11 protein-coding genes are annotated in these 13,997 nt (G+C 73.0%); 1 reads left to right on the top strand and 10 read right to left on the bottom strand.

Annotated features, from left to right (window positions below):
* Positions 1-148: 148 nt before the first annotated feature.
* On the top strand, positions 149-958 hold the full coding sequence (locus AC07FT_RS22490; protein WP_471205594.1) for a tyrosine-protein phosphatase: 810 nt from the start codon (positions 149-151) through the stop codon (positions 956-958).
* A gap of 49 nt (positions 959-1,007) precedes the next feature.
* Here AC07FT_RS22490 and AC07FT_RS22485 read toward each other — a convergent pair whose 3' ends face one another.
* The 10 genes from AC07FT_RS22485 to hpnC all read right to left on the bottom strand — a co-directional run bounded on the left by AC07FT_RS22485 (position 1,008) and on the right by hpnC (position 13,822).
* The gene (locus AC07FT_RS22485; protein WP_479177804.1) at positions 1,008-2,222 is read right to left on the bottom strand and encodes a serpin family protein; all 1,215 of its coding nucleotides are present in this window, start codon (positions 2,220-2,222) and stop codon (positions 1,008-1,010) included.
* Between the two features lie 19 nt (positions 2,223-2,241).
* Positions 2,242-3,642, bottom strand: a complete 1,401-nt coding sequence (locus tag AC07FT_RS22480) for an aspartate aminotransferase family protein (protein WP_479177803.1) — start codon at positions 3,640-3,642, stop codon at positions 2,242-2,244.
* Positions 3,639-5,564: a 1-deoxy-D-xylulose-5-phosphate synthase gene (dxs, locus tag AC07FT_RS22475; protein ID WP_479177802.1), complete on the bottom strand. Its 1,926-nt coding sequence runs from the start codon at positions 5,562-5,564 to the stop codon at positions 3,639-3,641. Before dxs ends, AC07FT_RS22480 begins: the two co-directional genes overlap by 4 nt.
* Before the next feature lie 91 nt (positions 5,565-5,655).
* Positions 5,656-6,678: an adenosyl-hopene transferase HpnH gene (gene hpnH / locus AC07FT_RS22470; RefSeq protein WP_479177801.1), complete on the bottom strand. Its 1,023-nt coding sequence runs from the start codon at positions 6,676-6,678 to the stop codon at positions 5,656-5,658.
* Positions 6,629-7,360 carry a phosphorylase family protein gene (locus tag AC07FT_RS22465; RefSeq protein ID WP_479177800.1) on the bottom strand — a complete coding sequence of 244 codons (732 nt, stop codon included), beginning with the start codon at positions 7,358-7,360 and terminating at the stop codon, positions 6,629-6,631. Before AC07FT_RS22465 ends, hpnH begins: the two co-directional genes overlap by 50 nt.
* Positions 7,360-9,303 (bottom strand): squalene--hopene cyclase, encoded by a 1,944-nt coding sequence (gene shc, locus AC07FT_RS22460; RefSeq protein ID WP_479177799.1) that lies wholly within the window; start codon positions 9,301-9,303, stop codon positions 7,360-7,362. The genes AC07FT_RS22465 and shc overlap by 1 nt, the downstream gene beginning before the upstream one ends.
* Positions 9,304-9,406: 103 nt before the next feature.
* Positions 9,407-10,504, bottom strand: coding sequence for a polyprenyl synthetase family protein (locus tag AC07FT_RS22455; RefSeq protein ID WP_254742486.1), 1,098 nt, complete (start codon positions 10,502-10,504; stop codon positions 9,407-9,409).
* The gene (hpnE, locus tag AC07FT_RS22450; RefSeq protein WP_479177798.1) at positions 10,501-12,000 is read right to left on the bottom strand and encodes a hydroxysqualene dehydroxylase HpnE; all 1,500 of its coding nucleotides are present in this window, start codon (positions 11,998-12,000) and stop codon (positions 10,501-10,503) included. Before hpnE ends, AC07FT_RS22455 begins: the two co-directional genes overlap by 4 nt.
* Entirely contained in the window at positions 11,997-12,962 is a 966-nt protein-coding gene (gene hpnD / locus AC07FT_RS22445; protein ID WP_479177797.1) for a presqualene diphosphate synthase HpnD, read from the bottom strand. The genes hpnE and hpnD overlap by 4 nt, the downstream gene beginning before the upstream one ends.
* Positions 12,959-13,822 (bottom strand): squalene synthase HpnC, encoded by an 864-nt coding sequence (gene hpnC / locus AC07FT_RS22440; RefSeq protein ID WP_471205711.1) that lies wholly within the window; start codon positions 13,820-13,822, stop codon positions 12,959-12,961. Before hpnC ends, hpnD begins: the two co-directional genes overlap by 4 nt.
* Positions 13,823-13,997: the final 175 nt, after the last annotated feature.

The following is a 13,997-nucleotide window of genomic DNA, read 5'->3' as shown; positions in this document are numbered from 1 at the left end:
GTGCCAACAGGATCAGGGAGGTGGCCCGGTACGGCAATGGCCCTGCGCGCATCCGTGGACTGATTGCCCTGGGAACACATGTCGTAGGGTCGGCGGAGCCCGCCCCGCCACCCGGAGGCGCCGAGGCGGCCGAACCCGAGGAGCGCCCGTGACGCAGCAGCCCCCGCAGGTCCCCCAGACCGAGACCGCACTGGTGGGGGTACGGAACTTCCGCGATCTGGGCGGGCTGCCGGCCGCTGACGGGCGCCGGGTGCGCGAGGGTGTGCTCTTCCGCAGCGGCCATCTCGCCCACGCCACCGAGGAGGACACCGTCTTCCTCGACGCGCTGAAGCTGCACACGGTCTTCGACTTCCGCAACGCCGCCGACATCAAGCTGGAGGGGCCGGACGTCACACTGCGGGGCGTGCGCAACGTCAATCTGCCGCTGTCCGACCCGGCCGACGGCGCGGGGTTCTGGACCATGGTGCGCGAGGGCGACCTCAACACCCTGCGGAAGCTGCTGGACGAGGGGCGCGCCGCGCAGCGGATGATCAATTCCTACCGGGCTCTGATCACCGGTCGGCTCGCTGAGCACAGCCGGATGCTCAGCGCCATCGCGGAGGACAGTTCACCGGTGCTGATGCACTGTTCCGCGGGCAAGGACCGGGCGGGTCTGTCGATCGCGGTGACCCTGCTCGCCCTCGGTGTGGAACGGGACGTGATCGAGGCCGACTACCTGGAGTCGGCCGCCGCCCACCGCCGTTACAAGATCTGGCGCAAGGGCGGGGGCGAGGACACCATGGCACCGGAGGTGCTGGCGCTGCTGCTCCCGCTGTTCGACGCCCGCCTGGAGTACCTGGCGGCCGCGTTCACCACCATCGAGGAGACCTGGGGCGACCCCGAGCGCTACCTCTCCGAGGGGCTCGGGTTCACCGCCCCGCAGCGCGAGCGGCTGCGGGAGCGGCTGCTCACCGGCTGACCGCGCGGGGGGGCGGGCGATGGGGCCGGGGCTTCCCCGGCCCACCGGCTCAGGTGCCCGGCCGGAATCGCGGCCGCGGCGCGAAGCGACTCTCCGCAGCCGCCTCGGGCTCGGTCACCCAGCCCGCCGCCAGGACCAGCCCGGTGGCGCGGTGCACGGCCAGGAATCCGAACGGGCGGTCGTAGCTGACGCTGATCATCTTCGCCTTCTGCTGCGGTATTCCGCCCACCTCCATCGAGAACGCGGTCACGGCGGCGGCGAAGAAGCCCTCGCGGCTGAACGACGCCGTCATGGACTGGCCTCCGGAGGAGACCGCCAGCGGGATGGCGCTGATCCCGGGGAAGTGCCCCCGGGAGGCGTTCTGTGCGGACCGCAGCCCGAACACCTCGGCATGGCGCAGCAGATCGTGCTCGGCCCGCACGGTGAACTGCGGGGTGTTGAGCACCAACTGGGGTGTCGGGTCGAATCCGGTGACCTCATGGACCTCGACGCCGGGGCCCGCGGCGCCGAGCGGCAGCCGCGAACCGGGCAGTCCGGACCGTCCGACCGCGGTGATCGCCGCTTCCAGCACCTCGGCGCCGCCGACGTCCTCGCCACCGAGCACCAGATGCACATCCAGGCCGTTGTCACCCGCCACCCCGGAGAAGGTCAGCGGTCCGGACGGGGTGTCCGGAACGACCTTGAGGGTGCCGTCCAGATCCGCGGTACGGCGGGTGAGTCCGGCGAGCGAGCGCTCGGCCCAGGGCCCGCCGGAGGGGTGCATCCAGCCCACGCGGAACGGCTGCACCCACGTGGTCCTCAGCAACAGCGCACCGGCGAGGACCAGCACGGTGTCCGGGCTCAGCGGGACCGGCATCCGCGCGATCTCGCCCCGGGTCTGCCGGGACGCCCAGCCGTCCAGCTCCTTCCGGTCCCGATCGGTGTCGCCGGTCAGCGCGCCGCGCGCCCCGGGCGGCAGCTCCGCCTCCCACTCGGGCCTGATGGGGAGGTCCTGACGGGTCCACAGCCCGGTGGCCGCGTCCACACCGTCCATCGAGGCCAGCGTCCCGACGAGGTCACGGCCCAGCTCCGTCGCGCCGTCCGCGCTCACCCCGAGCGCGCCTTCCAGCTCGGCGCGGGCCGGACCGCCGGACCCGCCCGCCAGCAGGGCCAGCAGCGCCCACACCCCGGCGCCGGTGAAGACGGTGCCCTCGTCCGCCACGGCCTCCCGCGCCCAGCGCGCGCTCAGTGTGTTGACGGCCCGTATCGCGTGCGCGTCCAGCATGTCGCTGTCCCCCGTCGGTTCAGCGGTGGGCCACCGCCTGCTTGACGAGAGTCCGTCCGAACTCCCACATCAGACCGCCGCCCCCGTGTGCGTCGTCCATGACCGCGGTGAACGCCCCGACGAAACGGTCCACTTCCCGCTCGCCGATGATCAGCGGCGGAATCAGCTTAATCACCTCCAGGTGGTCACCGGAGACCTGGGTGAGGATGCGGTGGCGCTGGAGCAGCGGGACCACGACCATCTGCGCGAACAGACCCTTGCGCGCGGCCTGGAGCATCGACCAGCGGCCGCGCAGTCCGAGCGAGGAGGGCCTGCCGAACTCGATGCCGATCATCAGGCCGCGGCCGCGTACGTCGTGCAGCAGCTCGTAGCGGTCCACCAGGGCGGTGAGCCGCTCGCGCAGGAGATCACCGGTGCGCCGGGCGTTGGCCACGATCCCCTCGTCCTCCATCACCGACAGCACGGCGAGCCCGGCCGCCATCGCCTGGGCGTTGGACCCGAAGCTGGCCGAGTGGACCAGCACCCGGTCCATCGAGGAATAGACCCTCTTGAAGATCCACTCCCTGCCGAGGGTGGCCCCGACCGGGACATAGCCGCCCGACAGTGCCTTGGCCACGCACACCAGATCCGGTTCGACGCCTTCCTCGTGCTGGTAGGCGAAGAACTCACCGGTGCGGCCGAGACCGGTCTGCACCTCGTCCACGATCAGCAGGGCCTTGTGGCGGCGCAGCAGTTCCTGGGCCGCGCGCAGGAAGCCCGGCGGCGTCTGGTGGACCCCCTTGCCCTGGAGGGGCTCGACGATGAAACCGGCCACGTCCCCGTGGGCCAGCTCCCGTTCCAGCGCCTCCAGATCGCCCATCCCGATCGCGGTGTCCGGCAGCAGCGGCGCGAAGCCCCGGCGGAAACCCTCCTCACCGTTGACCGACAGGGCTCCGGTGGTCAGCCCGTGGAACGCGTGCGAGCAGTACAGGACGCGTGGCCGCCGGGTGGCGAAGCGGGCGAACTTCAGCGCCGTCTCCACCGCCTCGGTGCCGCTGTTGCCGAAGAACACCCGGTCCAGATGGGGTGCGTGGGACAGCAGCTTCTCGGCGAGCAGTCCGGGCAGCGGCTGGCAGTCGAAGCGGGTCAGATCGGCGAGCGAGGCGTCCAGCACATCGTGCAGCGCCTTGCGCACGACCGGGTGGTGGCGGCCCAGGCCCATCACCCCGAACCCGGCGAGCATGTCCAGGTAGTCCTGGCCCTCGTCGTCCCAGAAGTAGGCGCCCTCGGCCCGTTCGTAGACCTTGTCGAAGCCGATGGTGCGCAGCATCCGCGGCAGCTGGTGATTGAGGTGGCGGGCGTGCAGGTCGTAGCGCTCACCGGAGCGTTCGGCCAGGAGCCGGCCGAGGTCGAAGCCCTTGCGCTGCTCGGCTGAGGTCATGTCCGGCTCTCCTCGGAAGCGGCGGGGCGGGTGCCGCGCCCGGCGTCGGTACGGGCCAGGGCCGCGCCGGTCCGGCCCGCGATCTCGGCGGGCGCCAGCCCGATCTCGGCGAGCAGCTCGGCGCGTTTGGCGTGCGGCAGGAACTCCTCGGGAATCCCGAACGTCCGCACCGGCAGGTCGACATCGGCGTCCCGCAGTGCCTGCGCCACCGCCGCGCCCACCCCGCCGGTGCGCACGTTGTCCTCCACGACCGCCACCACCGCGTGGCGCGCCGCGAGTCCGGGAAGGCCGGGGTCGACGGGCTTGACCCAGCGCGGATCCACCACCGTGCAGTGGATCCCTCGCTCGGCCAGCAGCTCGGCGGCGCGCAGCCCGGTGGCGGCCATCGCCCCGGCCACCACGAACAGCACATCGCCGCCGTCCGGGTCGTCCCGGCGCAGTACGTCCATCCCGCCGATCCGGTCGAGCGCCGGGATCGCCGGGCCCACCGCCTCCTTGGGGAAGCGGACGACGGTCGGCGCGTCGTCCACCGCGACGGCCTCGCGCAGCTGGGCGCGGAGCTGGTCGGCGTCGCGCGGGGCGGCGATCCGCAGCCCCGGCACCACCTGGAGCACCGACATGTCCCACATGCCGTTGTGGCTCGGCCCGTCGGTACCGGTGACACCGGCCCGGTCCAGGACGAAGGTGACCCCGCACCGGTGCAGGGCGACGTCCATCAGCACCTGGTCGAAGGCCCGGTTGAGGAAGGTGGCGTAGACGGCGACGACGGGGTGGAGACCACCGGTGGCGAGTCCGGCCGCGGAGACCGCGGCGTGCTGTTCGGCGATGCCCACGTCCCACACCCGCTCCGGATACCTCTCGGCGAAGCCGCCGAGGCCGACCGGGTCCAGCATGGCGGCGGTGAGGGCGACCACATCGGGGCGCTCGGCCCCGATCCGCACCATCTCCTCGCCGAACACCGAGGTCCATGAGCGGCCGCCGGCGGGGAGGAGCGGTGCGCAGGTGAGCGGGTCCATGGCGGCCACGGTGTGGAAGCGGTCGGCCTCGTCCTCCAGGGCGGGCCGGTAGCCACGGCCCTTCTCGGTGAGGCAGTGCACCAGCACCGGGCCGTGGAACCGTTTCGCCTGGCGCAGCGCGGACTCCACGGCCTCGGTGTCATGCCCGTCGACGGGTCCGACGTACTTCAGCCCCAGGTCCTCGAACATGCCCTGCGGAGCGACGGCTTCCTTGAACCCCTTCTTGGCGCCGTGCAGCGATCCGTACAGCGGCTCACCGACCACCGGGGTGCGGCGCAGCACATCCTTGCCCCAGGCCAGGACGCGTTCATAGCCGTCGGTGGTGCGGAGGGTGGCGAGGTGGCCGGCGAGACCGCCGATGGTGGGCGCGTAGGAGCGCTCGTTGTCATTGACCACGATGATCAGCGGCCGGTCCCGCGCGGCGGCGATGTTGTTGAGTGCCTCCCAGGCCATCCCGCCGGTCAGCGCGCCGTCGCCGATGACCGCGACCACATGGCGGTCGGACCGGCCGTACACCTCATTGGCCTTGGCCAGGCCGTCGGCCCAGCCGAGCACGGTGGAGGCATGGCTGTTCTCGATGACGTCGTGCTCGGACTCGGCGCGCGACGGATAGCCGGAGAGCCCGCCCTTGTGGCGCAGCTTGGAGAAGTCCTGGCGGCCGGTGAGCAGTTTGTGGACGTAGGACTGGTGACCGGTGTCCCACAGGATGCGGTCCACCGGTGAGTCGAAGACGCGGTGCAGTGCTATGGACAGCTCGACCACGCCCAGGTTGGGGCCGAGGTGGCCCCCGGTCCTGGCCACGGCGGTGATCAGGAACTCCCTGATCTCCGCGGCGAGCGCGGCCAGTTCCTCCCCGGACAGCGCGGCGAGGTCGTGCGGGCCCCGGATGTTCTCCAACGACGGCATGCTCGGATCCCCTCCTGGTGTGTCGGCTCACGGCGTTGTCCGGAGTACCCGGGGGAACCCCGTTGTCCTCGCTGTCCGGTTGCGGTTTTCCTCATCCGCCTCCGGAGGCGGTCTCCCGCGCGGCGCGCAGCGACTCCTTGAGGGAGCTCATGGTCGCCAGGACCGCGGTGGGCTCGTAGCCGCAGTGGGCCATGCAGTTCTCACAGCGCGGGTCCCTGCCCCGGCCGTAGGCGTCCCAGTCGGTCTCCTCCACCAGCTCACGGTAGGTGGGTACGTAGCCGTCGCTCATCAGGTAGCAGGGGCGCTGCCAGCCGAAGAGCGAGTAGTTGGGGATGCCCCACGCGGTGCACGGGAAGTCCGTCCTGCCCTCGAGGAAGTCCAGGAACAGCGGGCTGTGGTTGAGCCGCCAGCGACGGCGGTTGCCGTTCGCGAACGCCTTCTTGAACAGCTCGCGGGTCTGCTCCACGCCGAGGAAGTGCTCCTGGTCGGGCGCCTTCTCGTAGGCGTAGGCGGGCGAGATCATCATCTCGTCCACCTGGAGGTCGTCGTTGAGGTAGTTGAGCACGTCGATGACGGTCTGCGGGGTGTCGGTGTTGAAGAAGGTGGAGTTGGTGGTGACCCGGAAGCCGCGCCGCTTGGCCTCCTTGATGGCCGCCACCGCCTCGTCGAAGACACCCTCCTTCGCCACGGATTCGTCGTGCCGCTCGCGCAGCCCGTCGATGTGCACCGCGAAGGCGAAGTACGGGGAGGGGGTGAACAGCTCCATCTTCTTGCGCAGCAGCATCGCGTTGGTGCACAGGAAGACGTACTTCCGCCGTGCCACCAGCTGCCGGGTGATCTCGTCGATCTGGGGGTGCATCAGCGGCTCGCCGCCCGCGATGGACACCATCGGCGCCCCGGATTCCAGTACCGCGCCCACCGCCTGGGCCACCGGCATCCGCTGCTTCAGCACCCCGGCCGGGTGCTGGATCTTTCCGCAGCCCTCGCATTTGAGATTGCAGGCGAAGAGCGGCTCGAGCTCCACGATCAGCGGGAACTTGTCCCGGCGCTTGATCACCTTCTGGTCAAAGAGATACGTCGCGACCCGGATGGTCTGTCGGAGAGGCATGGCCATCTAGCTCACCTCCTGGGAGCAGCGTTTTACGGTGCCAGTCGAAGAAAGCCGGAAGAACGGTCTGTAGTACCCGGAAGGCCGATATTCCACCGCGCAGTGTGCCGATCCGGACGAGTTCATGTTCCGGGGCGTCCACGACCACCCGTACGGCCGCAACGGGACGGGCGCCCCGGCGCGCGGCGCAGCGCAGGGTGGCGGCGGACTCCATGTCCACCGCGATGGCTCCGGTGGTGTGCAGCGCGGCCCGCTCCGCGCCCCGCACCACATGGTTGGATCCGGCCAGCGGGCCGATGTGCACGGTCCGCCGCGGACCGCGCCGCGGCCCCGGCGGTACCAGCTCCGCCAGGGCGTCGGCGAGGAACGCGGTACCGGCACACACGGTGCGCCCGGCCGGGTCACGGGTCTCGTCGGCGACCACCAGGTCCCCCGGGTGCATCCCGGGGACGAGTCCGGCGCAGAAGCCGGTGGCGAGGACGGCGGTGGGGACCTCCGGGGCGGAGTCCCCGGACAGGGCGCGGGCCACCGCCCGCTCGGCGGCCTGCGGACCCATACCGGTGCGCAGCACCGTCACCGGCCCGGCGGCGTCCGCGTCGCCTCCCCGCAGGGCGAACCGCTCGATGCCGAGCGCGCAGGCGATCAGCAGCGGCGGGCGCCCGGGGTCCGGGGCCGGTCCGGCGGACATCAGGATCTCCGCGGCCGTGCCCCGGTGGCCTCGTCATGGACGAACCGTCCGAGTGCCGTGAGGGGGAAGACCTGCCGGTACAGGTGGTAGTTGATGGAGAAGTCCCAGGGGAAACCGGTGCCGGTGAAGTACGGCTCGTCCCACGAACCGTCGGCCCGCTGGGTGACGGTGAGCCAGTCCACCCCGCGTTCGACGGCCTTGCTCTCCCGCTCCCCCGCCGCCAGCAGCGCCAGCAGCGCCCAGGCGGTCTGGGAGGCGGTGGAGGCGCCCCGGCCGACCCACTCGGGGTCGGGGTAGGAGCGCTGGTCCTCGCCCCAGCCGCCGTCCTCGTTCTGCACGCTCTCCAGCCAGCGCACCGCGCGGCGGACGGCCTGGTGGGAGGCGGGCACCCCGGCGGCGACCAGGGCCGGGACGACCGAGCCGGTGCCGTAGACGTAGTTGGTGCCCCAGCGGCCGAACCACGCCCCGCTGGGTTCCTGCTCGGCCAGCAGCCAGGCGATACCGCTCCGGGTGCGGGCGTCGTAGGACCGGCCCTCGTGGGCGAGCATCTCCACGACGTGTGCGGTGACATCGGCCGACGGCGGGTCGATGACCTCCCCGAAGTCGCAGAACGGCAGCCGGTTGGGCAGCGGGCTGGTGTTGTCCGCGTCGAAGGCGCCCCAGGCCCCGTTCTTCGACTGCATCCCCAGTGTCCAGCGCATACCGCGCCGCACCGCCGTCTCGATCCGCTCGGGCTCGGGGTGGTCGATCCGGCGCAGCGCCAGGATGACCTCGGCGGTGTCGTCGATGTCGGGGTAGTTGTCGTTGTGGAACTCGAACGCCCAGCCGCCGGAGGGCAGCGCGGGCCGCCGCACCGACCAGTCGCCGGGCCGGTCGATCTGCTCGGCGAGCATCCAGTCGGCGGCTCTGAGCAGCGCGGGGTGGTCGGGCTCCAGTCCGGCGTCGGCGAGCGCGATGGTGGCCAGACAGGTGTCCCAGACCGGGGACTGGCACGCCTCGATCATGCGGCTGCCGTCCTCGCGCCAGACCGCGAAGCGGTCGAGCGATGCGAGCCCGGCGCGCATCACCGGGTGGTCGAGGTCGTAGCCGAGGAGGTGGAGGGCGATCAGGGAGTAGACGGCGGGCGGCTGGATGCCGCCCCAGCAGCCGTCGTTCTCCTGCCGCTCGACGATCCAGCGGGCGCAGGAGCGCAGCGCGGCCCGGCGCAGCGGTCCGACGGCGACCTTGCGGTAGGCGTGCAGGGCCCGGTCCAGCCGCTGGAAGACGCCGTCCCAGGAGGCCACGGGGGCGGGGCGGCTCGGGGGTCTCGGCCGCCGGGGGTCGGTGTGCAGTTCGTCGAGGGGGAACGGCGCGGGGCGCACGGGCCGGTGGGCGGAGACGATGGTGAGGGGGACGATGGTCTGCCGGGCCCAGCAGCCGAAGTCGTAGATGTTGAGCGGGAGCCACTTCGGGAAGTAGATGATCTCGGGTGGCAGCTCGGGCAGGTCCTCCCAGCGCCACCAGCCGAAGAGGGCCAGCCAGATGCGGGTGAAGACGCGGCTGCGGGCGATGCCGCCCTCCGCGCGCACCCAGGCGGCGGCCGCGGCCATATGGGGGGCGTCGGGCTCGTCCCCGGCCAGCCGGAGGGCGACGTACGCCTCGACGGTGGCGGAGAGTTCGGGCGGGCCGCCGTGGAAGGTGGCCCAGGTGCCGTCCTCGCCCTGCTCGGCGCGGAGGTGGCGGGCCGCGGCGTCGAGGACGCGGGCGTCCTGGATGCCGAGGAACTGCCGGAGCATCAGGTCCTCGGCGTCCATGGTGACGTTGGTCTCCAGGTCGCCCTTCCACCAGCCCTGTTCGTCCTGGCGGGAGAGCAGGTGGTCGACCGCGCGGGCCGTCGCCTTCCGCGCGGCGCCTAACGTCTCGGACTCGGGTGACTCGGAGGGTTGGACGGTGGTCGCTGTCATGGCTTCCCCTCTGCAGTGTGATCTGCCGTCGTTGGGGCCTCCGTCGGCCGGCACCCGACTGGGTGCCGGCCGGCGACTGCGAGCTATGCGCGGTCGGTGACGATCATCTCTCCCGGACCACGACGAAGTCGGCGAGCGCCACGAACTGCGCCCGGACGGCGGCGGGCATCTCCACCGCGCCGAGCGCCTCCATCGCGGTCGCGTGCTGGCGGCGGGCCTCCTGCGAGGTCCAGTCCCGGCCCCCGGCCTGCTCGATCAGGGCGGCGCGGGTGGCGAACTCCTCCTCGGAGAAGTCGGCGAACTCCGCCTCCGGCTTGTGCGCGTCGGCCGCCAGGATCTGGGCCAGGTGCTCGGAGTCCGGTCCGCCGGCGGCCAGGGCGGCGACCACCGGCAGCGACTTCTTGCGCTGCCGCAGATCGCTCCAGGTGCGCTTGCCGGTGGCCTCCGGGTCGCCCCAGATGCCGAGCAGGTCGTCGACGGCCTGGAAGGCCAGCCCGAGGTGGTAGCCGTAGCGCTCCAGGGCGTCGGCGGTGCGGTCGTCGGCCCCGCCGAGGACGGCGCCGATGGAGGCGGCGCAGGCCAGCAGCGCACCGGTCTTGTTGCCCTCCATCTCCAGGCACTCCTCGACCGTCACCCGCTCACGGTGCTCGTAGGAGATGTCCTGGGCCTGACCGTCGATCAGGTCCCGGCTGGCGGAGGTCAGCCGGCGGGTCGCCCGCCCGGCCTCCGCGGTGCCCAGTTCCAGCAGTATTTCGTTGGCCAGGGCGAACAGGGCGTCCCCGACCAGGATGGCCTGGGCCGGACCGTGCACCTTCCAGACGGTGTCGCGGTGGCGGCGCTGCTCGTCGCCGTCCATCAGGTCGTCGTGGAGCAGCGAGAAGTTGTGGACCAGCTCGACCGCGACCGCGCCGGGCACCCCGGTCTCGGGGGCGGCGCCGGCGGCCTCGGCGGACAGCAGGGCCAGCGCGGGGCGGACGGCCTTGCCGCCGTCGCCCGCGGTGGGGTGGCCCTCGGCGTCGATCCAGCCGAAGTGGTAGGCGGCGACGGTGTCCATGGGCGGGGCGAGCCGGCCCACGGCCGCGCGCAGCACCGGCGTGGCAAGCGTGCGGCCGCGCTCCAGCAGCGCGTTCACACTCGCGGTGTCGACAGCTGGGGTCGCCGGGGTCACGGGCTCTCCTCTGTTTTCTGTGGTGGTGCTCATGCCGCCTCCTCGGGCGTCTCCCCACCCGGGGCGGGGAGGTGATTCACATGCGGGCGGCCGATGTCGGTGAGGGCCGCGCGGGCGGCGGACAGCCCGCTGCGCACGGCGCCCTCCATGGTCGCGGGCCAGCCGGTGGCGGTCCACGCACCGGCCAGGTAGAGGCCGGGCGCGTTGGTGGGGGCGGACGGCCGCAGCCGGCCGACGCCCGGGACGGGGGCGAATGTGGCGGTGCGCTCCCGGGTGACGAAGAAGTCCCGCACCGACGCACCGCGGGCGGCGGGCAGCAGCCTCTCCAGCTCGGGCAGATAGCGGGCGCGCAGCTCGGCCACCGGACGGTCGATGTCCTCATGGGCGGCGGACTGCGACACCGCGAGGTACTGGCTGCGCCCGGCGCCGGGGGTCTGCCGCAGCCCGGAGGCGCCCGTACGGTCGAAGACCCACTGGACGGGGCTGCCGAGGGCGGCGAAGAACGGGCGGCGCAGCACGGTGCGGTCGTAGATCACATGCAGATTGAGGATGGGCGCGGTGCCGATGCGCAGCAGCCGGCCGGGGTCGTCGAGGGCGCCGTCGGGCAGCAGGGCGTGGGCGTCGTGCTGCGGTACGGCGAGCACCACGGCGTCGGCGTCGTCCAGCGGCCGGGTGGCGGCGGCCCCCTCGGCGGGGTGCGGACGCCAGCGGCCCTCGGGGGTGCGGGAGACGGCGGTCACCCGGGTGCGCAGCTCGGTGCGGACGCCCGCGGTGTCCAGCGCGGCGCGGGCGAGGGTGTCGTGCAGCTCGCCGAGCGGGGCGCGGGCCCAGCCGATGTCGGCGGCGCCCGCCTCGGAGAGCAGCCCGGTCTTGAAGACCATCGCGGCCAGACCGAGCGAGGCATGGGCCGCGGTGGCGTTCAGCGTGGCCACGCCGACCAGGTCCCACAGGGCCTCGACGGCGCGCGGCGACTGGCCGTGGCGGTGCAGCCAGCTCGCGAAGTCCTCGCCGTCCAGGGCCGGGTCCTCGGGATCCAGCCGCCCCAGGGCGAGCGCGGCACGGCCCACCCGGGCCCGCTCGGCGAGGGAGAGGTGCGGATAGCCGGCCAGACTCGCGGCCAGGTGCAGCGGCACCGGCAGGGCGGTGCGGCGCAGCCGGCCGAGACGCCGCCCGGGGCGGCCTTCGGCGTCCAGCACGGGAACGTCCAACCGGCTCTGGACCGGGGCGAGTCGGGCCGCGCCCAGCCGGTCGAGCAACCCCTGGTAGGCGGTGCAGCAGCGCAGATGGACATGCTGGCCGTTGTCGACGGTCAGCTCGCCCGCGGCCGAGGAGCGGCGGAAGGAGAAGACGAGGCCGCCCAGCCGGGGCCTTCCCTCCAGGAGCGTCACCCGCATCCCGGCGTCGGCGAGGGCGAGCGCCGCCGTGGTACCGGCGAGACCGCCGCCGATCACCAGGGCGGTACGGCCGCGCGCGGCGCCCTCCGGCCGGGGCGCGCCCCGGTGGCCGGGCCGGATGAGGGGAGCCGTCATCGATGCGTCCCCCCGGTCCTGCGGCGCGCGACCGCGCGGGCGTCGAGTCCGGCGAGGCCGCGCACCGCGACATACGCCTTCTCGTGGGCGGGCAGCGACACACGGCCACGCAGGACGGCCGCCGGGTCCCGGGCGATGCGGTCCAGCAGCCGGCGGTAGATGCCCGCCATGGCGGCCACACACGCCCCGCTGCGGCGGTCCAGCAGCGGCAGCAGCCGGAAGCCCTCGTCGAACAGCGCGCGGGCCCGCCGCACCTCGAAGTGGACCAGCCCGGAGAAGTCGGCGTCGGGCGGGGCGGTGGAACGGCGGAACGCGGCGGAGCAGCCGAACTTGGCCAGGTCCTCGGCCGGCAGATAGGTCCGCCCGGCGGCCGCGTCCTCCCGGACGTCCCGCAGGATGTTGGTCAGCTGGAGGGCGAGGCCGAGGGTGTCGGCGTACTCGGGGGCGCGGCCGAGCTCGTCCTCGCTGTGCCCGGCGGCGGGCACGGTCCCGAAGACGCCGAGGGAGAGCCGTCCGATGGCACCGGCCACGCAGCGGCAGTAGACCTTGAGGTCGTCCCAGGTCTCGTAGGTCCGCCCGGCCACGTCCATCAGCACGCCGTCGATCAGCTCCTCGAGCCCGCCGAGCGGGATCGGGAAGCGGTGTGCGGCGTGGGCGAGCGCGACGGCGACCGGATCGGTGTCGTCCTCGTCGATCCCGCCGCTCTGGATCCGGCCGAGCAGGGTGCGGGTGCTCACGAGCCGGGCGCGCTTGGCGTCGGCGTCGAGGGCTCCGTCGCCGATGTCGTCGATCCGGCGGGAGAAGGCGTACAGCGCGGACATCGCGTGACGCTTCTCGGTGGGCAGCAGCCGGATGCCGTAGGCGAAGTTGCGGGCCTGGTGCCCGGTCACGGCCTCGCAGTAGCGGTACGCCGCGAGCACTGGCGCGGACGCGTGCGGAGATCCGTCCACGGTCCGGCTCACCCCTCTCTTCGCAGTGTCGCCCCCACCTCGCGCAGCAGGCTGAGCTTGGTGGGCCTGGGCGGTCCAGGGAGTACGTCGTGTCCCGCGGCCGCGACCGCCCGCAGGGCGGCCCTCCCCCCGGCCACGAATCCGGCCAGCAGCACCCTCAGTCTGCCGTGGACGCTACCCACCAGCGGGGTGCCTTCATTCAGCAGGTCCCAGGCGCGTTCCGCCTCGAACGCGACCAGGGCACGCACCGATGCGCCCGCGGTGGGAGCGGTGAGATCGGACTCGGTCACCCCGAAGCGTTTCATGTCCTCGGCGGGGAGGTAGACGCGGTCCCTGCGCAGGTCCTCGGCCACGTCCTGGAGGTGCTCGACGATCTGGAGGGCGGTGCAGATCGCGTCGGAGCGCCGGATCCGCTCGGGGCTCGCGGTGCCGGTGATCCCGAGGACGAGCCGCCCCACCGGGTTGGCCGACAGTTCGCAGTAGTCCAGGAGCTCCTGGTGGGTGGCGTACCGCCGGACCCGCTGGTCCTGGCGGTTGGCCTCGATCAGGCCGAGGAAGGGGCCCGGGGTGAGGCCGTGGGCGCGGACGGTGGGGCGCAGCGCGCGCAGCAGCGGATGGCGCGGGGTGGCGGCGGGATCGAAGACCCGGCGCAGATCGGCCTCGAAGGCGTCGAGCAGGGCCGGGGTGTCGTCCGCGTCGGCCCGGTCGAGGCCGAGCAGCTCCGCGTCGGCCCCGCCGGGTGCGAGGTCGCCGTCGCCGATGTCGTCCACCAGCCGGGCGTAGCCGTAGACGGCCATCAGGTCGGTGCGCCAGGCGCGCGGCAGGAAGAAGGGGGCGACGGGGAAGTTCTCGTGCGCGGCCTTGGCGAGCACGGCGCGGGCGGCCTGCTGCTCGCCGCTCGGGGGGCTCGACATGGTAAAGGAACGGCTGCGCTCGTCCTCGACGGTCACCGTGGACAGCCAGCGTTACGGGCGAGGCCCAGGACGCCGTGCGGGTCCCGGCGACCGGGGCCCGTGGGAGCGCTGGAGAGGGGCCGTGTAGCCAATG

It is taken from the genome of Streptomyces sp. NPDC045899 (assembly GCF_056431485.1).
This window is presented reverse-complemented; position numbering and strand designations above follow the sequence as displayed.